The organism is Methanomassiliicoccales archaeon, assembly GCA_036504055.1.
Taxonomy (GTDB): domain Archaea; phylum Thermoplasmatota; class Thermoplasmata; order Methanomassiliicoccales; family UBA472; genus DASXVU01.
Genome location: DASXVU010000032.1, coordinates 16396 through 37676, shown reverse-complemented (window position 1 = coordinate 37676; position 21281 = coordinate 16396). Strand labels below are relative to the sequence as shown.

Sequence of the window (21281 nt, the reverse complement as noted above, 5' to 3'; positions counted from 1 at the left end):
TTGGTGACCACATATTCGAGCACTATATCCACATCAAGGAGGAAGAATGGGACAACTATCGCAACTGGGTCACCGATTGGGAGGTAGAGCGGTACCTGAAGGTCCTGTAACGTCTCAAAGGTGCTGTCTATTAAGCGAAATGAACCATCGACAGCGCGTTCGATCCGGGTGACCTCACCGGTCCCTCGGATCTCCTTTTTTCATCTGGACGCCAAATTACGACACGCGGCTGTCCCGATGCATCTTTGTAAGGATTTTATATACGCTACATAATCACTCACAGGACGTCCATGATGCCAGGAATGGGCAGGGTCAACCCTCGACAGATGAAGCAGGCTATGCGAAAGATGGGCATAAGCACTGAAGAGCTAACCGACGTTCAGGAAATAATCATCCTGACCAAGACCAAGGAATATGTTTTCAAAGAGGCCGAGGTCACCATCATGACCGTTCAGGGCCAGAAGACCTTCCAGGTCGTAGGGGAGCCTGAAGTGAAACCCCGATCCGCTGCCGCGGCCAAGCCCGGAATGTCTGTGCAGACCTTGCCGGCGGAAGCCGGACTACCGGAAGAGGACATCACATTGGTGATGGACCAGACCGGGGCTTCGAGGGAAAAGGCGATCGAAGCGCTCATGGCCACCGATGGCCAGCCGGCGGAAGCGATCCTGAAGATCATGGCAGGGTGAAAAAAATGTGCCTAGCTGTCCCAGGTAAGATTCTTAGCATTGAAGGTAAGGATGCGGACGTCGATTTCGGCGGAGTGACCAGAAAGGTCAACGTTTCGCTGGTCAAGGCGGGGGTGGGCGAATATGTCATCATCCACGCCGGATTTGCGATCCAGGTGGTGGACCGGGAAGAGGCCGAGGAGACCATCAAGATATGGGAAGAGATGTTGGCCGCTCAATCTTAAACTCCACCTATTTTCCTTCCGGTACGCCCGGACAGCGACTTTATCCACCGTTTCTAAAGCATTTGCCACGAAACATTTATGTTCGATAGGTTGTAATAGCAATTCAAAAGGTCGAAAAAAAAGATGTGCCCAGAGTATCATGGGGTGTCCTATTTCAGCAGATCATAGGGGCGGTTGCCTTGTCCGACCGATAAGGGACGGCCCCATCAGAAGGAGACAATTCAATGAGATCGGTATACGATGTGAAATCAAGCGAATCAGGTTGCAGTCTGGGCGTGGACCCCATTTGTCGGGGACCAAAGGTCTGCAACTTCAATTGCACATATTGCAGGCTCGGGAGAGGGGGGATGATGGTCTCGCAGCGGAGCAAGTTCGTTGCCGAACAGGACCTGGCCAATGATTTCATGGAGCACGTCAGCGTCTCCGGGGTCGACCACATAACATTCCGTGGCACTGGCGAGCCTTTGCTGGCGGAGAACTTGGGCGATATCGTCGGAGCGTTGCGCAAGCTGACCGACAAGAAGATGTCCGTCGTCACCAACTGCACCCTTCTGAACGAGGATGACGCGCTTGCGGAGATCTTGAAGTTCGATATCATCATCGCGAAGATCGATGCCGCCTCCGAGGCCACCTTCCAAAAGGTCAACCGGCCATGCAGCGCGATTCATTTGGACGACGTGATATCTGGAGCCAGAAGGGCCAGGGAGACGTTCAAGGGAGACTTCCGCGTCAAGACCACCCTGGTAGGTCAGAACATCGGCGAGGTCAATGAGATCGCCGAGACCATCAGAAGCCTCGATCCCAAGATCGTCTACATCGACAGGCCGACCATGCCGAACACCGGCAGACCGCTTACCAAGAAGGACCTGGAGGCCATCGAGAAGGCCTTCCGTGGAATGGATGCGGTCTTCGAGGAATCGGGATCGACCCATTAGTGGCCGTCCGACGATCATTTTTGATCCGGTTCTTTTGAAAAATTATTATTAAGGGGTTTTGGAAGTCAGGACCCGATCACATCTGGCTTAGCTTGATCAGCTCTTCCCACTTCTTATCGACGTTGGCCTGGATCTCTTCGATCACCGGGGACCATTTGTCCTTCAAGAGGTGACCGAAGCGGCCCTGGGACTTGATCCAGTCCATCACCGGGCGTTTCTCCTTCTTGCCCTCGGCGATCCTCTTGCTCTCTCCGGTCAAGCTCCACTTGCCTTTCTCGAACTCATAGAGAGGCCAGATGCAGGTCTCAACCGCAAGCCTGGATATCTCGATCGTGAGGGCCGGGTCGAACCTCCAGCCGCGGGGACATGGTGTGACCACGTTCATGAACGCCGGTCCTCCGCACTCCAATCCCTTCTCCGCCTTTTCCATCAGGTCCCTCCAGTTGTGGGGAGATGCCTGGGCCGCGTAGGGGAGGTCATGGGCGATGATGATCCGGGTGAGGTCCTTGGGGAATTCCTTCTTTCCGGGAACGCAGGTTCCTGCCGGGCAGGTGGTGGTCTGGGCGCCCCTTCCGGTGGCTCCGGACCTCTGGATACCGGTGTTCATATATGCCTCGTTGTTCAGGCAAACGTACAGGAAACGGTGTCCCCGTTCGATCGCTCCAGATAACGCCTGGAATCCGATATCGTAGGTTGCGCCGTCTCCGCCGAAGGCGAGGAAGTTGATGTCCTCGGTAATCTTGCCCTTCCTTTTCAATGCCAGATACGTCGCCTCCACGCCGCCGATCGATGCCGGGGCGTTCTCGAAGGCGCTGTGGATCCATGGCACGTTCCAGGAGGTGAACGGATAGATGGTGGTGGAGACCTCGAAGCAACCAGTGGCGTTGGCCACGACCACCGGCTTCTTGCTGGCCATCAGGACCTGGCGGGCCACGATAGATTCCGAGCAGCCGGCGCAGAGCCGGTGCCCTTCGGTCAGGCGGTCCTCGGAGTGGGAGAGCTCTTTCAGAGTGAAGCTCACGGGCGCACCCCCAGGTAATTGACCATGTCATGATCTTTCGTCATCAGCTGCTTGTACACTCCCTTTAGCTCGTCGATCTTGACGTCCCTTCCTCCAAGTCCGTAGACATAGTTCGCGATGTCCGGGCGGTCCACGGCATCGTACAGGGCCGTACGGACCTCTGGGAACATCGGCCCTGAAGATCCGGTGCTGATCGCACGATCCATAACGGCCACTCCCTTCTTGCCTTCCAACATTTCCTTGACCTCATCGAACGGGAAAGGCCTGAACAGACGCAGCTTGACCGAACCGACCTTCTTTCCCTCGTGCCTCAGTTCATCGACCACATGGCGCAGCGTTCCAGCGGTGGAACCCATTGCCATTATGACATAGTCAGCGTCCTCGGTCTTGTATCCCTCGATGATGCTGTGCTCTCGGCCGGAGATCTTGGCATAGTCCTTCTGGACCTGCTTTACCACCGGTTTGGCGCGCTTCATGGCCTCCATGATCTGATACTTGTGCTCGAAATAGTAGTCCGTCTGCGAGAACGGTCCATAGGTGGTCGGGTTCTTAAGGTCCAGGAGCGGCCTCACCGCCTGGTACGGTCCGACGAAATCCTTCACAACCTGGGTCTCCAGCGTCTCCAGGCGTTCCAGCGCATGGGTGACAATGAAACCGTCGATGCATGTCATGATGGGCAGGCGGACTCCGGAGTGCTCTGCGATCTTGAACGACATCACGGTGTTGTCGTAGGCCTCTTGGACGTTCTCCCCGAAGAGCTGTATCCATCCGGTGTCCCTTGCGCCCATGGCGTCACTGTGGTCGCACTGGATGTTGATCGGTCCGCTCAAGGCACGGTTGGCGACCGACATGCATATCGGAAGCCTCATCGCAGAGGCGATCCAAAGCACCTCCCACATGAATGCCAGTCCGGCCGATGCGGTCGCGGTCGCAACCCTGCCGCCGGCCGCTGAGGCGCCGATGCATAAGGACATCGCGCTGTGCTCTGACTCAGCGCAAACGTATTCGGTTTCGACCTCACCGTTGGCCACGAACTCGGCATAGTTCTCCACTATGATGGTCTGCGGAGTGATAGGATAGGACGCGACAACGTCCGGGTCGATCTGTCTCCATGCATGGGCTATGGCCATATCCCCGTTCAACGCAATCGGTTCCATTAAGCTCCCTCCTCGATCATCGTAATCGCCTTTGCCGGGCACTGGTTCGCACATATGCCGCAGCCTTTGCAGTGTGAGTACTTGATTCCCTTCATCTTCTCGTTCTCTACGATGATACTGTTGTCCGGGCAGTAGATCCAGCAGAAGAGGCAGTTGGTGCATTTCTCCTTGTCCACTTCCGGCCTCTTCGACCGCCAGTCCCCGGTCTTGTACTCTCTGGCATTTCCTGCTTCACAGATCATCGCGCCCGGTTCCAGTTCCTTCGAGCTCTTGTCCGCCATTTCAGTCCACCTCTTCATATGCCCTTTGAACGGCCTTCACGTTCTTCGCGATGACATCATTCTTGAACTTGCCAGTGAACTTCGCCCTCAGTTCTTCCGTTACCGACTTCAGACTGACCATATCAGATACCTTGACCAGCGCTCCCAGCATGGCAGTGTTGGTCATCGGCCTTCCCAGCTCATCCAGCGCTATCTTGGTGGCGTTGACCGCATGGACGTCTGCTTCGCTGCCGATCTTCATCTTGAGCTTGTCCTTTCCATCTGGATAATTAGCTATGACCGACCCTTTCTGCTTGAGCCCGTCAAGCACGTTGACGACCCCGATCAGGGTGGGGTCTATTACGACCACTATGTCGGGATAATAAACCTGGCTGTGTACGTTGATCGGTTCGTCCGATATGCGGGCAAATGCCCTGATCGGCGCCCCCATCCTCTCCGGACCGAACTCCGGGAATGCTTTTATGTACTTGCCTTCCTTCAGTGCGGCTCCGGCCAAGATCTCGTTTGCTGTAACGACACCTTGTCCGCCCCTGCCGTGCCATCGTATCTCAATGGTTTTCACTTCAACGCCCTCGCAGACCTTGAAAATTATCATGATATTTAATCATTTCATTTATTCAATTACGAAAGACATTAATTAGATTGCGAATAATGTAAAATCGGCTTACTGTTGACCTTACAATTTCGAAAAAAGCTCTGAATAGCGAAGTCACCCTTCGATTATCGAATATGATATTACGAAAAACAGCCTCCTGACATGCATTGGCACAGCTCGGCGTTCTTGAATCTCGGGCGGAATCATAGGGCAACTTCGACCCATACTGCCTCAGAACTAATATCTTTTCCATAATATTTTTGAAGCTGATGGTTGTCAAGGCCACAGCGAACCGTTGACCCAGCATGGAGGTTGGGTTCATGTAGAAACGTGATTATTTTTCTTACCAAAATTCCCGCGTTCTCGGAAAACTTAATAGCCATTGCGCTTATTGCGAACAGGCGAACGGGACGGAAACGCCGTCCCATGAGTCCAAATCCGTTCTTGAAAGGGGGACGAAACAATGAAGCGAATCACTAGCATCGCAGACTTGAGCAAGAACGACATCCCTATCGCAGGAGGAAAAGCTGCGAACCTGGGCGAACTGGTCTCCGCGGGGTTCAATGTACCTCCCGGTTTTGTGCTTACTACCCTCGCCTATGATGATTTCATAGCATCCAACAACCTGGTCCCCAAGATCAACGAGGTGTTGGCTTCGGTGGACGTCAACTCTGAACCGTCCCTTCAGGGTGCATCCGTCGCCATCAGGAAGGCGTTCGAGGAATCTCTCATCCCGGCCGACCTTACAAAGGAAGTGCTAAAAGAGTATGGGCGAATGTTCAAAGGAAAGAAGGCGTGCCTGGTGGCCGTAAGGTCCAGCGCCACCGCCGAGGATCTGCCCACTGCGTCCTTCGCGGGACAGCAGGACACCTACCTGAACGTTCCCAACGCCGATGACCTGATGGATAAGATCAAGAAATGCTGGTCATCCCTTTTCACGCCAAGGGCCATAGCATACCGTGCCACCAAGAACTTCGAGCACTCCGCGGTCAAGCTGGCGGTCGTTGTCCAGAAGATGGTGAACTCGGACATATCCGGTATCATGTTCACGGTGGACCCCAACTCCGAAATGCCTCACATCATAATCGAGGCCGGCTATGGGCTCGGAGAGGCCATAGTCAGCGGGAAGGTCACTCCCGATACCTACGTGGTCGAGAAGTTCCACAACAAGATCATCAACAAGCGCGTCGCCAAGCAGACCTGGAAGTTCGTTCGTGGAAAGGTGGGAGACACCATCAAGGAGGACATCGCCCCGGAACTGGTGAGCGCGCAGAAACTGACCGACGAACAGATATTCGCGGTAGCGGACATCGGGAAGAACATCGAGAGCCACTATGACCGTCCGATGGACATAGAATGGTGCATCGAGGACGAGCAGGTCTTCGTGGTCCAGGCCAGGCCCGTGACCACATTGGGTAACAATGGTGACAAGGCCGGGAAGGATACCGTGTCAGAGGAGATGAAATCGGATAAGATATTGGTCAAGGGATTGGCCGCCTCCCCTGGAAACGCCAGCGGAAGGGTAAGGCACGTCGCGGACGAGATGAACCTGGAGGTCATCAAGAAAGGAGATATCATGGTGACCAAGATGACCACACCGGACATGGTGCCGGCAATGACACGTGCGGCCGCCATCGTCACCGAGGAAGGGGGCATGACCTGCCACGCGGCGATCGTGGCCAGGGAATTGGGTATCCCTTGCGTGGTCGGTGCGTCCGACGCGATCACCATCCTGACCGAGGGCCTGCTGGTCACCGTCGAAGGCAAGACCGGTGTGGTCTACGAGGGGGAGATCGCGGTCAAGAAGAAGGAAGAGAACTCCTGCGAATCAAAATCCGCCAAGGGATCCGGCATGATGGTTCCAGTGACCGGGACCAAGGTCTATGTGAACATCGGGGTTCCCCAGAAGGCCGAGGAATACTGTGCACTGCCAGTATCTGGCGTGGGCCTGATGAGGATCGAGTTCCTTTTCACCAGCTACATCCAGGAGCACCCGTTGGCCATGATGGAGAAGGGCAAATCGCAGGAGCTGGTGGACCGGCTGGCGAACGGCATCTCCGTGGTGGCCAAGGCGTTCTTCCCCAGGCCGGTGATCCTGAGGACCTCGGACTTCAAGACCAACGAATACCGCGAGATGAAGGGCGGCGAGAAGTACGAGCCCAAGGAATCCAACCCAATGATCGGATGGAGGGGCTGTTCCCGTTACGTATCCGATTCATACCGGGAAGCGTTCAAGCTCGAATTGAAGGCCATCAAGAAGGTACGCGAAGAGATGGGCCTGAAGAACGTCATGATCATGCTGCCGTTCGTGCGGACGATCGACGAACTGAAGAAGATCTCCGCCATGATGGCCGAGGTCGGCCTGGAAAGGAACCGCGACCTCAAGCTCTACCTGATGGCCGAGATCCCGGCCAACATCTTCATGGCGGCGGAGTTCTCCGACTACTGTGACGGGTTCTCCATCGGCAGCAACGACCTGACCCAGTTGACCATGGGCGCGGACCGGGACTCCGATGTGCTGGGCAAGATGGGATACTTCGATGAACGGAACGAGGCCATCAAGCGGGCCATAAATATCCTGATCACCGAAGCGCACAAGAAGGGACGGACCGTTTCGATCTGCGGGCAGGCGCCCTCGGTCTATCCGGAGTTCACCGAGTTCCTGGTGAAGGCGGGCATCGACAGCATCAGCCTGAATCCGGATACCGTGATGGACACCATTCCGATCATCGCATCGGCCGAGCAGAGGCTGCTCTTAGAGGCGGCGAGAAGGCAGAAGGAGTGAATCCTTCCTTCTCCAGAAAACCCTTTCATTGTTCTATTAAAATTAAATTGACTCTGACCTAGAGCGGGGTCTCATCCTTCATGAACCTGGTGGTGATCTCGATCAGCGGATGGTGCGAGCCATCGATGATCTTGACATCGTCCAGGGTATGCAGGCCCCTTTCGTCTGCGGAACGTTCCAACCCGAGCTCGACGTCGACGCTTGGCTCCAGGACGAATGCGGTGAACTGTTTCACGCCCATCTTCTTCGATGCTAACGCCCGGTGGTGACCGTCGACGAGGATGTAATGGTCATGTTTCTGGACCACTATTATCGGCTCGACCAGGCCGCGCTTGATCTCTTCCATGCGGCCGAACAGCTCGTCGGCGTAGACCTCATGCTGGGTCGGCCTTAGGTCCTCGATCGGGATCAGACGCCGCTTGACGACGATCGTGATATGGTGCTTCGATTCCAGGAAGTTCTTGATCATGTTGACCTTGTTAGGCGTAGCCCTTTCGATATGCGAGCGCACGATATCGAGATTGGAGATGATGCCGATGAGAACGCCCTTTTCATCCACCACCGGAACGTTCCTTAGCCCATGCCGGAAGAGGACGCGTGCGGCGTCGTCCAGGTCCATCTGGGGGTTGACACTTACGGTACCCTTCTTGATAATGTTGCGGACCAGCTCTTTTGGGCGGTTGGCGTTACGAAGCAGCTCCTTGGCAGTTATGAACCCGATAAGGCGGCCGCCCTCGGTCACCGGCAGTCCGTGGAACTCGGTAGAAATGAGCTTGGCGGTCGTCTGCGCGACAGTGTAACCCCCGGGAATCTCTATGACGTCCCTGACCATGTAGTCCTCCACCCTGAGTTTGCGTTCAGCCATGCTGTTTCCATCCTCCTGCCCGTTGCAGGCTTGGAAAGAACGGAGGGTACCATAATAATCTTTTCCAGAATAACGCCAAATCCGTACCTTTTTGATCAACTCAGGGACTGGGGCACCTCAACCCATAAATATGACTTATTTATTGTGGAGACCAGCACAAGCCCCGGTAGTGTAGCGGCCTATCATCCTAGCCTGTCGAGCTAGGGACTCGGGTCCAAATCCCGACCGGGGCGCCATGCTCTATTTATTTTGCATCCATCTCTGCCCCAGAGATCGTTCCCTAAAGATATCGGCCAGTGAATAAGATGCCGAAGATATCGCCCTGTTCGATTGGTACGGTCATTGAATTCACCTGCGCTCGTATGAGCTAAAACGCTTCTGCGTGGCCTTACAAATGGGATGACAAGAAAAGATGCACCGTTAACCAGCTCGATGGTTAAAAGGGGCATTCCCGATATTCGAAGAGCTCCAGCATTCACTAGATGATTGAGCCGAGGCCGATCAAGGAGATCCTCGCATCATCGGGAGGACGTTATCCATCACGTTGCGGACCGCCGCGTCCGCCTCGCGGACGCCGATCTCTGTACGGTGGTAAATGCACGGGTCCTGCAGATGATGCAGTCCCTCAGGATCGTCAGGATATGATCCGGAAACGACACAGGTCGCTATCGCCCAGCTCCGCCGGGTCGCGCTGATGTTGTAACCACCCCCGCCGACCACTACGTAACGTCCACCGCACAGATGGTGGGCAAGGTGATGGGTAGTTTCTGCCATGCGTTCGAAGGCCTTTGTGGTCAGACCTAGCCGCACCATGTCGTCGTCTCGATGGGCGTCCGTGCCGAACACATGAAGGATGAAATCCGGCTTGTACTCCTTCATGGCCTCGGTGATGATCTTACGGAACGCCGGGACGTATACTTCATCCTGAGTGCCACAAGGCAATGGTACGTTGATGCAATAACCGCAACCCTCTCCTTTTCCTATCTCCTTGATTGAGCCGGTGGACGGAAAGAAGCCGTTTCCGTAACGGTGGAATGAGATGGTAAGGACCTTCTCCTCATAGAAGATAGACTGGGTTCCATCGCCGTGATGACCATCGGTGTCCACGATGGCGATCCTTTTGAAGCCATAGTCCTGCTGCAGCATCCTAACAGCGATCGCCACATCGTTGAACACCGAGAAACCGGCCGCCCCATCCGGCCGGGCGTGGTGGAATCCTCCGGACGGGTTCATGGCATGCTCGTATCGTCCTTCCGCTACCGCTCTGGTAGCGTCGAGCGTCCCACCCACGCAGGCCAGCGCCCCTTCGTACAGCGATTGAGTGGCTGGGGTGTCTCCATCATCAAGATAGGCCTGTCCACGGCTGCATGCTGCCCGGATCCTTTCGATATACTCCGGAGTATGGACTCGTTCGATCTGACCGACGTCAGCTGGCTGCGGCTCTATCTTCACCAGGTTCTCTCCGAAAACGCCCATTCCTTCCAACGTGTCCTTGATCAAACGATATCTGATCGGCTGTGAAGGATGATCTGGTCCGAACTGATACTTGAGCATGCCATCGCTGTAGAAAAAGGCAGTTGGATTGGGCATATTCGGACCTAGGGGGAATCTACGCTTCTTAATCAATAAATTTTGCTTCGATACAACGTTATGAAGGCAACCTCAGTCAAAATCGTAATTACGGTCTGATATCAGTCGAGATCGGGTGATCGGTTGTCAACCAACTGCATTAAAAAAATATGCGTCCCTAAGATGGGATGTCCCAGGGAAAGATTCTTGAGGGAGGTTTGATTGCTTAGTTACATGCGTTGCCTAATGCGGGGGAAGATCCACCGCGCCACGGTCACTGAGACGAACATCGAGTACATCGGTAGTATCGTCATCGATCAGGACCTGTTACGGGCGGCTGACATATGGCCAGGAGAGAAGGTCCTAATATCGGACATTGACAATGCAGCCCGTTTCGAGACATATGCGGTAGAAGGCAAGGCAGGATCAGGCCAGATCATGGTGAACGGGGCTGCGGCCAAGCTGGTGAACAAGGGTGACAAGATCATTATCATGGCGTTCGAGTACACCGATGTCCCAGTGGAGCCAATCTCCATATTGGTCGATGACAAGAACCGCTACGTCAAACGGCTCTAGGCAACATTTTCTATTCGTTTCTTCCTTGCCCACACGATGAAGTTGAGATTGTTCACGGACGGGGGATCGAGGGGCAATCCCGGTCCTTCGGCCTTCGCGTTCATCCTGCAATTCGAGGATGGGAAGACGGTTCTGGAGAAAGCTCATTTCCTGGGAAAAGCCACCAACAACGAGGCAGAATACCACGGACTATTGGCCGGATTGGCGGCGGCGAAGGAGAAGGGGGCGGACGAGATCGAGGTCACCATGGACAGCGAACTGGTGGTAAAGCAGATGCAGGGGCTGTATTCGGTCAAATCTCCGAACCTCATTCCATTGTATAAAGAGGCCAGGCTAAGGTTCTCGAGCTTCAGAAGACCGCTGATCCTTCATTCGCCTCGTGAGCATCCAGTCATCTCCAGGGCAGATGCGCTATTGAACGAGGAGCTCGACCGGTACACCAAGAGAAGGTGAAGATCAGCCTCGGCAACAATTATTTCTAGCCGGTAAAACCAAGTTCTATCGGTGATGAGATGGTTCAAAAAGTGATCGAGATAGTCGGGATATCGAAGAAAGGGTTCGACGATGCTGCAAAGAACGCCATTGATACGGCAGCAAAGACCGTCCGGAACATTCGATGGGCCCGTGCAACAGAATTTGAATGCAAGTGCGACGAGGGTGCGATCGTTGATTTCAGGGCCCTGATGAAGATATATTTCGAAGTCGATTAGGGTGTGGTCAATGGTCAAAATTGTGGAATACCAGCCCAGGTCATTGACCTATTTCGCCGGTTTCTTTGAGCAATGACCGCCCCTTGTTCTAATGTTCAAGATACGTGCATTGGTGATATCGGATCCATTCGCGTCGGGTTTTTAGCGAAAGATGAACGAATACAAAAATATCCATGAAATTTTTGTTATTGGTGATAAATTATTTATATAAGGTGACATTTCGTGCGTTCGGTGTCCGGGGGCCGGTGACTCAACCGTCCTCCTAAGATCGGTTCTTCATTAATACTCCCCCCCAAAAATCCGGTCCCCGGCACCAAGACCCTCATTGTCTCAAACGTTCTATCAGGTCCTCCGTCTTGACCAGTGATTGTTCGCCGGAACCCATGTTCCGAAGTGTAACCGAAGCTGCTTCCTCTTCTTTTTCTCCTACGATTATGGCGTATCGGGCAGCGATCGAATCGGCATACTTGAAGTTCTTTGCCAGGCTGCGCCTCATGAGGTCGATGTCGGCAACGATCCCTGATTCTCTAAGGTCGGCGACGATCTTGAACGCCCTTCCCCGCATCTTCTCATTGACCGGTATAACGAAGGCCTGGATGCCAGTTTTGGGTGATGTCATCCCTTCGCGCTGTAAAGCTAGCAGGATCCTATCGAAACCGATTCCGAATCCGCTGGAGAATACCTTTTCTCCTCCGAACAGCTCCGACAATGAATAAGAGCCCCCTCCGCAGACCTGTTTTTCCGCCCCTAGAGCGGGGGCGTCGGCCTCAAAGACCATGCCAGTGTAATACGCCAAGCCCCTAACCACACCCAGGTCGACCGAGACATTTTCGAGCCCGTATGCGTTCAAGACCGCAAAGACCTGTTCCAAATGCTCCTTGGCCTCGCCTGAGAAATCGTTCAGGACCGACATCGGACCGGTGATCTGGGTGGTCTTGATGACGTCTTCCATGGCCTCTTCGTTCATGCCTGCCTCTTTCATGAGCGGTCGGGCCTCATCATACAGCTTCTTGTCCAGTTTCTGGAGGATCTTGAGCATATCATCGGTCTTTACTCCGGCCGATGTCAGCAAGGAGCGCAGGATCCCGATATGGCCGACCCTTATCTGGTAGTCCTTGAGTCCCGTTTTCTTGATGATCGAGGCGGCCAACCCAATGACCTCTGCATCGGATTCGGGAGTTGGAGCACCGATAAGCTCCGCTCCGAACTGGAAGAACTCACGGTAGCGGCCAGATTGCGGCCTCTCGTATCGGAAGCACTGACCGAAATAGAACATCTTGAGCGGTCGTGGGTAGGTGGTCAGATCACTCACGAAGAAGCGGATCACAGGCGCGGTGAGTTCAGGCCTTAGGCAGATCTCACGATCGCCTTTGTCCTTGAACGCATACATCTCCTCGACGATGCCCGGACCCGACTTAACAACAAAAAGGTCCGTTGTTTCGAAGATCGGGGTGGAGACCTCGCGAAAACCGTGGGTCCTTGCGACATCTCTCATGAGCGATTCGAAGAACCTCCTGGTTTCCATCTCGTCGGGGCCGAAGTCCCTCGTCCCGCGCGGTCGCTGAATCATGCCCGAGCAATATTATGAACGGTATTAACACTTTCTTTACTCAGGAATGGACGTAGTAACACGATCTAAGAGATAAACAAAAACAAATGGGAAAATGTTTGATGGGAAATGGTTTGGGCCTTGGCCAGTTGTTTAAGCTGCCTTCTTTGCCGGGGTGGCCATCCACTTGAACAACCAGGATCCAATGATTGCACCGATGATCGGCGCGACCACGAACAGCCAGGCCTGCTCCAGGGACTTTCCGCCTGCGAATATGGCTGGGGATAGGTCCCTGATCGGGTTGATGCCAGCTCCGTCGAATCCACCGGTGAAGAGGATGATCGCACCGACGACCAATCCGATTGAGACTCCAGCAAGCGCTTCGTTCCCCTTGTTGCCGAGCGATCCGAGGATCACGATCTGCAGGATGAACGCGCTGATTATCTCAATTACGAATACGACGGCCATGCTGTACTTGGTGTCATAGTATGTGGTTCCGAAGTCTCCAGCCGCGGAGGTGTTCATAGAACCGCCACCATCTTTGAACATCATGTACAGGAATGCTGCACCGATAATGCCACCGATGATCTGCATGATGACATAGATGACCATGTCCTTGGTCTTCATTCCTCCGATCGACCATACACCAATGGACACTGCCGGGTTGATGTGGCAACCGGATATCGGTCCGATCGTGTAGATCAGCGACATCACAATTATTCCGAAAGCAAGCGCCGGTACGACGAGGTTAATGTTCGTGGTGACCGGGTTTCCCCCAGGCAAGACCAAGCCAAAAAGCAATGATCCTACACCAACCATAACCAACAGCATACTGCCTATCAATTCTGCTACGTAGTTCTTCGTTGTCTTTCCCCCCTAATAAGATATTGGTTATAAAAATCTCGAAGAACATTTTAAAGGTTGTGGTCGGGGCAGCCCTATTTTTTAGGTAGGAAACGACAGGACGGGTAGTTCAGTGAGTCCTAATGGACCCCCTCTGCATCAATCGTTTAAGTTTAAATAATAGTGAAAAATTTTTATCTTGCTGGTTATTACATCCAGTAATCGGAGAACATCATCAATTTCACTCCCTGGATATAGATATCTTGACGAGAATTCTCACGACCTGACACCGCAGGGTGGTGCCATAATCGATTCTTTTGTTACCTGTCAAAGATTGGTTTGAATAAAGGACAAGAGAGGGACACTATATTACATGCCCCTTGAGAATGATTTCGGTCACTCCTTCTTTTCCTCAGCGGGCTCGGGCTCGGGAACTTTTTCCTCAAAATACGCCTTGATCTTGCCGCATTTCGGGCATTCGACGATGTGGACGAAACGGTTGTTCTCCGGCTCATCGAATGTGTCATTGATCTCTTTGTCGGTCAACTCATAGTTGCATTCGCACTTTATTGATTTCATTCAAGCACCGATCGATTTCCCCATGCGATTCATCAATATGTTTTCTTGGGTAGGTGCAATGAACTCCCGTTCTAGAGCGGACCCCATTCGGGCATTCTGGAGTCAATATTGCCTCATTGTACCTAATATATCCTCATTGTCGGTTAATTTCAAATACGGATTTTAATAATATCTAAGTACATGTCAAGGAAAGGGCGGTTGGTGGGCGCTGGGGTTCTGGCGGTCGTTGGAATATCATCGCTGTTCTCGACTCAAGTTCCAGGGCTCGGGATCATCAATGAAGTCAAGATATTCAATTTTACATTCCTCCCATATATTATTGCGGTCGTTTTACTGATCTCGTCCCTTACCCTGGCACTTTACATATCCCCAGAGGAGCACCTTTGGGGTACGGATGATTTGGGATGTGGCCGGAACGGATGCTGCAATTCAAGGCATTAGGGGTGTTGAACCCCCTTCGTCCCATGTGCATCGGTAAGCATCGAGTCTATGATGATGGCCACTGATTTAATATTAGATATTCCATTTTGTTTCCAGTGTGGTCTGGACAGGCCCTGAGATGGCCGTTCAAGTCATGGGGGTAAGCAAGTGATTAGGATTTCTGACAGAAAGGGTAGTTTCGCAATTGCGGTCATCGTGTTGATAGTGGTTCTAGTGGTGGTATTGGCGTTCGCCGCCGTTTTGTTCCTTCCGGTAAAGGCGGTCAATTTCGATGAGACCAAGAGTGTGTCCTCATCGGCCGGTGTGAACAAACTCAGTCTGAAATTGAATGCCGATGTTGGCGAAGTAAGGGTTAGCTATGCTAACCTAAGCGGTCAGGCTCTCAATTTGCATGTGACCGCCAAAGGATCGGTCGGTTTCTTGATGGATCCTAACACGATATCCCTTGATTTCGTTCAAAGCACATCGTCTGACACGGCTTTGGTCAATGCATCGGTGAACGTCAAGGACCGGCTCCTTGGTGCATCCAACCTCAACCTCCGTTGCGACGTCAAGATAGACAACTCGATGCGCTCCAAACTGGATCTTTCCACTTCCGCCGGAAGCGTTCTGGTTAACAGCACAAACGCCACCGCCTTCGACAAGGTCAGTCTCAGCGCAAAGACCGGAGCGGTCACCCTGAAGATCAATCCCGGGGTGTCGCTCAACGGGGACATAACCCTTTCCACGAACGTTGGCGCCTCTATCCTCGATTGGCAGAACCCTCAGGTCAGCCAGGACATCAAGGTCGTAGCCTCGACCAAGACCGGAAGGGTTGAACTGCAGCTCAATCAGACCACTTCGATGAACAGGACGGTGACCCTGAACGGTACCGCCACCACCGGTGGGGTAGCGCTCAATATCGGCATCAGGGGCAACGTCAGCGCCTCCATTGACTCAAAGACGGAACTGGGCGGGGTGCATGTCGGGAGCAAGGTCGGTTTCGTGGGTGCTGACAACGCGTTGACATCGACGAACTATCCATCGGCCGGCAACTTTGCCGTCAGCCTGAGGACGAACGTCGGCGGCGTCGAGGTGAACGCATTGAGCGTTCCCTCCAACGCCTAAGATCAAACCGCTTCCGCGATTTTTCTTTGAATGACCCGAGGGATGAATCAATGGCGCTGACGATCCGCAGGATGGAGGAAAAGTTATTGCGAGGGGCCATAGAGGAGCTGAAGTCACGTTACTCGGCCTATCCAAGCCAGCTCGATCCAAAGGACGAGAAGGAATCCAAGATGATCCAGCCCAGATCTAGGGTCTATGAGGCCCTGGTCAGGAAAAAGTTCGAACTTGACCTGCTGGACCGCAAATGGTATGTCGACATCAATCCCTTCCTCGGAGGCGGGCCGGACGAGCTGGACATGCACACGCCGGACATGGTCATCTTCCGAGATGGTCTGGTCATTGTCACCGAAACCAAGCAGATCAACGAAAAGTCGGAAGGCACCAAGATGGGCACCTTCTTCACCCAGGTAAACGGCTATCGCGATTACTATGAGCAGAGGTTTGCCGAGCCGGACGTCAGGTTCGTATCGGTTCTGGTGACCAACAGCGATACCATCGTGAACTCAGGCTCCTACCAGTCTTTCAAGGGGATCGTTGTCCTGTTCAATCCCGATAACTGGGACCAGGATGCGTTGAAGATGCTCGAAGAGGGGATCAAGGAACTAGACAGGACGGGCGGCCCGGTCCTGGTGCGATGAGCGGAACCATTTTTAGGCAAGCGCTCTCCTCTGAGGACCGATCACATGTTCGTTGACAAGGTGAAGTCCGAAGGTTTGGCCCACATATCCTATTTTGTCGGATCAGGTACCGAGGCCTGTGTCATCGATCCCCGCCGTGATTGCGAAGTTTATGTGCGAATGGCGAAGGAGAAGGAGGTGCGCATCCGCTTTATCCTCGAAACGCACCGCAATGAAGATTATGCGGTCGGATCGGTCGAACTGGCCAGCATGACCGGGGCCGAGATATTCCATGGCGAGGCTCTACCGTTCAACTACGGTCGAAACCTGCACGACGGTCAGGAATTCACCCTGGGGGACGTCCGGATCAAGGCGATCGCCACACCCGGCCATACCTATGAGCACTACTGTTTTTCTCTTACTGACCTGACGACCGGAGATGAACCGGTCATGGTGTTTACCGGTGACGCGCTCTTCGTCGGGGATGTGGGGCGCACCGACCTTGCCGGTGAGGATCATCGGGAGGAACTGTCCGGAATGCTCTATGATTCCCTTTTCGAAAAGATCCTCCCTCTGGGCATGGGAGTGATCGTCCATCCCGCTCATGGTGCCGGATCGGTCTGCGGAGGGAACATCTCTGAACGGGAAGATACCACCATCGGGATCGAGCTGGAAAGCAACCAGATGCTGTCGCTGACCAGGGAGCAGTTCGTCTCAGCGAAGATGAAGGAAAGGATCGAGAAGCCCCCCTATTTCACGAAGATGGAGGAGATCAACCTCAATGGTCCGCCGTTGCTGGGGAGACTGCCATCGCCTAGACCCATGCCGGTGTCGGACTTCCGTACGGTCATGAAGGGGAACATGACCATTCTCGATATCAGGATGCCGCACTCGTTCGGAGGGGCGCATATAGCAGGTGCACTGAACATATGGCTGGATGGCCTGTCCCAATACGGCGGTTACTATCTCGATTATACAAGGCCGATCCTGCTGGTGGTCGAGAACAGAAGCCAGCTGACGGAGGCTGTGCAGTCATTGGTCAGGATCGGGTACGATGACATTCCCGGGTACCTCCGGGTGGGGATGGACATGTGGTGCCGGGCGGGGGCTCCGGTCGCCATGACCCATATGACCACTCCGACCCAGGTCAAGGGATGGATCGAATCCGGAAAGGATATCGTTCTGGTGGACGTGAGGAACATCCATGAGCTGCGGTCTGGGGTGATCGCGAACTCCAAGATCATCCACATCGGGTCGGTCGAGTCCCAGCTGAACGCGATACCTCGTGACAAGCCGGTCGTCATCTATTGCTCTTCCGGCTATCGCGGAAGCATGGGGGCCGGGTTGTTGCTCAAGAACGGTTACTCCGACGTATGGAACATGCTGGGCGGCACAAATGCTTGGAAGGCGCTCGGATATCCGATGGTGGAACCGGCTCAGGATTGAATGAACTTGAGATAGCTCACGCCCTCCAGCCGTTCCAGCTGGTCCAGGATCCTGTTGACCCGCGAAGCCTCTCCCTCGATCATGAGCAGGTTCATGCAACGGTCCCCTCCGACATGGTTGTGGATGTGGGTCTTGATCATTTCCTGGTTCTTATGGTAGATCTCATCGATGGATTCCGAAGAGCCCATCTCTGTGACTATGATCAAGGCACCGTCAACATGGCCTACCATTTTCTTCCGTTCGTTTCGCTCGGCCACCAGCGTTCTCAACGCTGTCCTTACCGCTTCCGATCGCCCGGAGAAGCCAAGCTCCTTCTGGATGGCGTCGAGGTCCTTCACGTTCTGTTCGTTGAGGGAAATGCTGATAACGACCATTCGTTCACTCTGCCGGTATTATTGTTAAGATTATTTAAACAGTTTACGACATTGTTAATAGGAAAGTTCATATTTAATAATAATTATTGCATTCATTGGTGGACATGGGTATACCGGAAGAATATCGTGGCGTGGTCGCGATCACAATGGCCTCACTATTGGTGCTGGCCGGATCATTCGTAGTCTTCACCACCACTGCCGGTTACACAAGCACGGGCAAGCTCGAGGTCGTGGCCAGCTTCTACCCTCTGTATTATTTCGCCGACCAAGTCGGCAAGGACCGGATCGATCTGCTGATGCTCATCCCTGACAATGCGGAGCCGCATTCCTGGGAACCTAAAGCGAGTGACATCTTCAAAATCCATAACGCAGACGTTTTCATCTATAACGGCGGGGGATTCGAGCCTTGGCTGGCCTCCTTCCTGCCAAATCTGAAGACAGGGGCCAGCGTGGTGGATACCAGCGCGGGTGTCAATCAGACCGGGCAAGCAGACCCCCATTTCTGGATGGACCCCATCGACGCCAAGATCCAGGTCGAAGAAATCGCTCATTCACTGGAGTCCAATGACCCTGCCAATGCCACATTCTACCAGGCCAACGCCGTCGACCTCAATAACAGGTTGGACAAGCTAAAACAGGATTATGTCTTGGGCCTGCAGAACCGGACCAAGAACGACTTCATCACCACGCATGAGGGGTTCAACTATCTGGCAAAGAGATACGGGCTCGTAGACCATGGGGCGGTCGGCATAAGCGCCGATGCCCAACCCAGTGCCAAGGACATTGCCAATCTGGTGCAGGACGTCCAGACCATGGGGCTCCATTACGTTTTCGCTGAACCGATATACAACGACGCGGTCATTCAGACCATAGCCTCCGAGACCCATTGCACGGTGCTCATACTCGATGCGCTGCACGGACGGAGCGGAGCCCATGCCCACATGGACTATTTCCAGATAATGTACACAAACCTAGCTGCTTTGCAGATCGGTTTGGAGGTTAGATAATGCCAATTGAACATTTGACCGATAGCGTGGTCGAGCTCGAGGATGTGTCAGTGAAGTACGGGAACAATGTCATACTGGAGAACGTCTCCATGAAGGTCAAGAAGGGCGACGTAGTCGGCATCGTCGGCCCCAACGGAGGCGGTAAGACAACTCTGTTGAATGCCATTCTTGGCAATACACCGATCGCGCATGGGACGATATCGCTTTTCGGAGAGGACGTTCACAGCTTCCATTCGTTCGAACGCATCGGGTATGTGGCACAGACCGCGATCCAGTTCGACCCGATATTCCCGGCCACCGTAGAGGAGATCGTGTCCCTGGGCTGCATCAGAAGAAGCCGGCTGGGCCGCCGTCTTACCAAGGACGATAAGAAGGCGGTGGAAAACGCAATACATCTGGTTGGACTGGAACCCTACAAGAAGAGGAAGATATCCCAGCTCTCTGGGGGTCAGAAGCAGCGGATCTTCATCGCCAAGGCATTGGTGAAGAGGCCGGACCTGCTTGTGCTTGATGAGGCAACGACCGGCCTGGATGTCTGCATACAGGACAAATTCGTACGGATGATCCGGGACCTGCGGAAAGAGATGGACATAACCCTGCTCACCGTTTCCCACGACCTGTCCGGCGTTCTATGCCAGGCCAACAAACTAGCGGTCGTCAACCGTAAGGTGTACTTCGAGGACATAGTGGAGGGAGAGGACCCGACCACGATGCTCCGCCAGGCGTACGGGCCGCACTTCACGTTCATGTTCCATCATGACCACCATGAATGCGATATCGACCATCCGATCCCGATCAAGGGGGCTTGATGATGCTCGACTTCAGCGATTTCACCTGGATGCTCAGCCAAGGATTCTTTCAGCGGGCGCTTATCGGCGGAATATGCGCTGCCGTGCTCTGCTCGGTTCTGGGAGTGTTCATCGTCCTCAGGCGTCAATCGCTGATCGGCGAAGGGATATCTCATCTGGCGTTCGGGGGAATAGCCGCCGGTCTCTTCTTTTCCATATATCCATTGTACATGGCCCTGGTCTTCGCCCTGTTCGGTACGGTTGCGATATCACTGCTCCAGAGGAGGAAGATAGTGTACTCCGAGACGGCCATCGGCATTCTTTTCTCCCTGGGATTGGCATTGGGCGCGGTGCTTGCAAGCCTTGCAGGCGGGTTCAACGTCGATCTGTTCGGCTACCTGTTCGGTTCGATATTGACCGTGTCCGAGAGCGACCTGGTCTTCGTCCTGTTCCTGGCGGCGGTGGTGCTAGGCTTTTCCCTCCTGTTCTACAAAGAGCTCCTCCACATGACCTTTGATGAACCTGGGGCTCGCCTGGCAGGGGTACCGGTCGCCAAGATGGACCTGATCTTCAACGTCGTCGTGGCCTTGACCGTGGTCATTTCCATCAAGATCGTCGGATCGTTGCTTATTTCCGCCCTTATCATTATCCCGGCGGCCTCATCCATGCAGCTGTCCCGATCGTTCAAGGGAACCATGGTCGGAGGGGTGATCTTCAGCATCGTTGCGGTCATAGACGGACTGTTGATATCTTTCTTCTACGATGTCGCAGCTGGCGGGGCTATCGTCCTGATCAGTGTGATCATATTCGGGTTGACCGTGCTCCTAAAGCGCTTTTTCTATAAATCAGCCCCTCGGATCGAGGTCGATTCCTGCGATGACTGATTCCATTAGGATTCTTATTTTCGACCTGGTCTAAACCTTCTTCAATCGTTTATTTGGAATCATGTTATCAAATTCGGTAGCAACGATTTTTCATAAAGATGAAACATATATACACTATTTTCAGGAATTGAGCAACAATGTTCAATATTAACAGGGCTAAAGGCCATTTTTTGGAACATTGTTGCGGTAAAAACACGATAATCATTAAATATCCTCAAAACCAGTTACAACACACGGGGATT

The 21281-nt window shown here is 53.7% G+C and carries 23 protein-coding genes, 1 tRNA gene and 1 pseudogene; 15 read left to right on the top strand and 10 right to left on the bottom strand.

Going from position 1 to position 21281, the window contains the following annotated elements:
* The first annotated feature begins 11 nt into the window (after positions 1–11).
* From VGK23_07555 to VGK23_07540, 4 genes are all read left to right on the top strand, one after another.
* On the top strand, positions 12–110 hold the full coding sequence (locus VGK23_07555; protein ID HEY3420390.1) for a hypothetical protein: 99 nt from the start codon (positions 12–14) through the stop codon (positions 108–110).
* A 180-nt stretch (positions 111–290) separates the two neighbouring features.
* Positions 291–686, top strand: coding sequence for a nascent polypeptide-associated complex protein (locus tag VGK23_07550; GenBank protein ID HEY3420389.1), 396 nt, complete (start codon positions 291–293; stop codon positions 684–686).
* A gap of 5 nt (positions 687–691) precedes the next feature.
* Positions 692–910 (top strand): HypC/HybG/HupF family hydrogenase formation chaperone, encoded by a 219-nt coding sequence (locus tag VGK23_07545; protein ID HEY3420388.1) that lies wholly within the window; start codon positions 692–694, stop codon positions 908–910.
* Between the two features lie 224 nt (positions 911–1134).
* Positions 1135–1845 (top strand): radical SAM protein, encoded by a 711-nt coding sequence (locus tag VGK23_07540; protein ID HEY3420387.1) that lies wholly within the window; start codon positions 1135–1137, stop codon positions 1843–1845.
* Between the two features lie 76 nt (positions 1846–1921).
* Here the strand turns inward: VGK23_07540 and VGK23_07535 are convergent, their stop codons facing one another.
* Genes VGK23_07535 through VGK23_07520 form a run of 4 tightly spaced genes read right to left on the bottom strand, consistent with a single transcriptional unit; the run spans position 1922 to position 4899 of the window.
* Entirely contained in the window at positions 1922–2866 is a 945-nt protein-coding gene (locus tag VGK23_07535; GenBank protein ID HEY3420386.1) for a thiamine pyrophosphate-dependent enzyme, read from the bottom strand.
* Positions 2863–4023 carry a pyruvate ferredoxin oxidoreductase gene (porA, locus tag VGK23_07530; GenBank protein HEY3420385.1) on the bottom strand — a complete coding sequence of 387 codons (1161 nt, stop codon included), beginning with the start codon at positions 4021–4023 and terminating at the stop codon, positions 2863–2865. Before porA ends, VGK23_07535 begins: the two co-directional genes overlap by 4 nt.
* Complete coding sequence (locus tag VGK23_07525; GenBank protein ID HEY3420384.1) at positions 4023–4304, bottom strand: 4Fe-4S binding protein; 282 nt, start codon at positions 4302–4304, stop codon at positions 4023–4025. Before VGK23_07525 ends, porA begins: the two co-directional genes overlap by 1 nt.
* 1 nt (position 4305) lies before the next feature.
* Positions 4306–4899 carry a 2-oxoacid:acceptor oxidoreductase family protein gene (locus VGK23_07520; GenBank protein ID HEY3420383.1) on the bottom strand — a complete coding sequence of 198 codons (594 nt, stop codon included), beginning with the start codon at positions 4897–4899 and terminating at the stop codon, positions 4306–4308.
* Positions 4900–5362: 463 nt separating this feature from the next.
* Here VGK23_07520 and ppsA point away from each other — a divergent pair, with 463 nt between their 5' ends.
* Positions 5363–7684, top strand: coding sequence for a phosphoenolpyruvate synthase (gene ppsA, locus VGK23_07515; GenBank protein HEY3420382.1), 2322 nt, complete (start codon positions 5363–5365; stop codon positions 7682–7684).
* A 58-nt stretch (positions 7685–7742) separates the two neighbouring features.
* Here ppsA and VGK23_07510 read toward each other — a convergent pair whose 3' ends face one another.
* A complete protein-coding gene (locus tag VGK23_07510) occupies positions 7743–8549 on the bottom strand; it encodes a CBS domain-containing protein (protein ID HEY3420381.1) in 807 nt (268 codons plus the stop codon).
* Positions 8550–8709: 160 nt separating this feature from the next.
* Between VGK23_07510 and VGK23_07505 the strand changes: the two genes are divergently transcribed.
* Positions 8710–8785, top strand: a tRNA-Asp gene (locus tag VGK23_07505).
* A 265-nt stretch (positions 8786–9050) separates the two neighbouring features.
* Here VGK23_07505 and VGK23_07500 read toward each other — a convergent pair.
* Positions 9051–10139, bottom strand: a complete 1089-nt coding sequence (locus VGK23_07500) for a hypothetical protein (GenBank protein ID HEY3420380.1) — start codon at positions 10137–10139, stop codon at positions 9051–9053.
* 213 nt (positions 10140–10352) lie between these two features.
* On the opposite strand from VGK23_07500, the gene panD reads away from it, so the two are divergent.
* Genes panD through VGK23_07485 form a run of 3 tightly spaced genes read left to right on the top strand, consistent with a single transcriptional unit; the run spans position 10353 to position 11404 of the window.
* Positions 10353–10694, top strand: coding sequence for an aspartate 1-decarboxylase (gene panD / locus VGK23_07495; GenBank protein ID HEY3420379.1), 342 nt, complete (start codon positions 10353–10355; stop codon positions 10692–10694).
* A 36-nt stretch (positions 10695–10730) separates the two neighbouring features.
* Positions 10731–11147, top strand: coding sequence for a ribonuclease HI family protein (locus VGK23_07490; GenBank protein HEY3420378.1), 417 nt, complete (start codon positions 10731–10733; stop codon positions 11145–11147).
* Between the two features lie 59 nt (positions 11148–11206).
* Positions 11207–11404, top strand: coding sequence for a dodecin family protein (locus VGK23_07485; GenBank protein HEY3420377.1), 198 nt, complete (start codon positions 11207–11209; stop codon positions 11402–11404).
* Between the two features lie 322 nt (positions 11405–11726).
* Here VGK23_07485 and hisS read toward each other — a convergent pair whose 3' ends face one another.
* The 3 genes and pseudogenes from hisS to VGK23_07470 all read right to left on the bottom strand — a co-directional run bounded on the left by hisS (position 11727) and on the right by VGK23_07470 (position 14375).
* Positions 11727–12974 carry a histidine--tRNA ligase gene (gene hisS, locus VGK23_07480; protein ID HEY3420376.1) on the bottom strand — a complete coding sequence of 416 codons (1248 nt, stop codon included), beginning with the start codon at positions 12972–12974 and terminating at the stop codon, positions 11727–11729.
* 132 nt (positions 12975–13106) lie between these two features.
* Positions 13107–13808, bottom strand: a pseudogene (locus VGK23_07475) (aquaporin).
* 384 nt (positions 13809–14192) lie between these two features.
* Positions 14193–14375 carry a hypothetical protein gene (locus VGK23_07470; protein HEY3420375.1) on the bottom strand — a complete coding sequence of 61 codons (183 nt, stop codon included), beginning with the start codon at positions 14373–14375 and terminating at the stop codon, positions 14193–14195.
* 588 nt (positions 14376–14963) lie between these two features.
* Here VGK23_07470 and VGK23_07465 point away from each other — a divergent pair.
* The 3 genes from VGK23_07465 to VGK23_07455 are packed head-to-tail and all read left to right on the top strand — an operon-like array spanning position 14964 to position 17986.
* Positions 14964–15923, top strand: coding sequence for a hypothetical protein (locus VGK23_07465; protein ID HEY3420374.1), 960 nt, complete (start codon positions 14964–14966; stop codon positions 15921–15923).
* A 50-nt stretch (positions 15924–15973) separates the two neighbouring features.
* Positions 15974–16561, top strand: coding sequence for a hypothetical protein (locus VGK23_07460; GenBank protein ID HEY3420373.1), 588 nt, complete (start codon positions 15974–15976; stop codon positions 16559–16561).
* Positions 16562–16606: 45 nt separating this feature from the next.
* Entirely contained in the window at positions 16607–17986 is a 1380-nt protein-coding gene (locus VGK23_07455; GenBank protein ID HEY3420372.1) for an MBL fold metallo-hydrolase, read from the top strand.
* Here the strand turns inward: VGK23_07455 and VGK23_07450 are convergent.
* Positions 17977–18360 carry a CopG family ribbon-helix-helix protein gene (locus VGK23_07450; GenBank protein HEY3420371.1) on the bottom strand — a complete coding sequence of 128 codons (384 nt, stop codon included), beginning with the start codon at positions 18358–18360 and terminating at the stop codon, positions 17977–17979. The two genes, VGK23_07455 and VGK23_07450, sit on opposite strands and share 10 nt — an antisense overlap.
* Before the next feature lie 104 nt (positions 18361–18464).
* Here VGK23_07450 and VGK23_07445 point away from each other — a divergent pair, with 104 nt between their 5' ends.
* Genes VGK23_07445 through VGK23_07435 form a run of 3 tightly spaced genes read left to right on the top strand, consistent with a single transcriptional unit; the run spans position 18465 to position 21039 of the window.
* Complete coding sequence (locus VGK23_07445) at positions 18465–19367, top strand: zinc ABC transporter substrate-binding protein (GenBank protein ID HEY3420370.1); 903 nt, start codon at positions 18465–18467, stop codon at positions 19365–19367.
* Positions 19367–20176: a metal ABC transporter ATP-binding protein gene (locus VGK23_07440; GenBank protein ID HEY3420369.1), complete on the top strand. Its 810-nt coding sequence runs from the start codon at positions 19367–19369 to the stop codon at positions 20174–20176. Before VGK23_07445 ends, VGK23_07440 begins: the two co-directional genes overlap by 1 nt.
* Positions 20176–21039 (top strand): metal ABC transporter permease, encoded by an 864-nt coding sequence (locus VGK23_07435; GenBank protein ID HEY3420368.1) that lies wholly within the window; start codon positions 20176–20178, stop codon positions 21037–21039. Before VGK23_07440 ends, VGK23_07435 begins: the two co-directional genes overlap by 1 nt.
* Positions 21040–21281 lie beyond the last annotated feature (242 nt).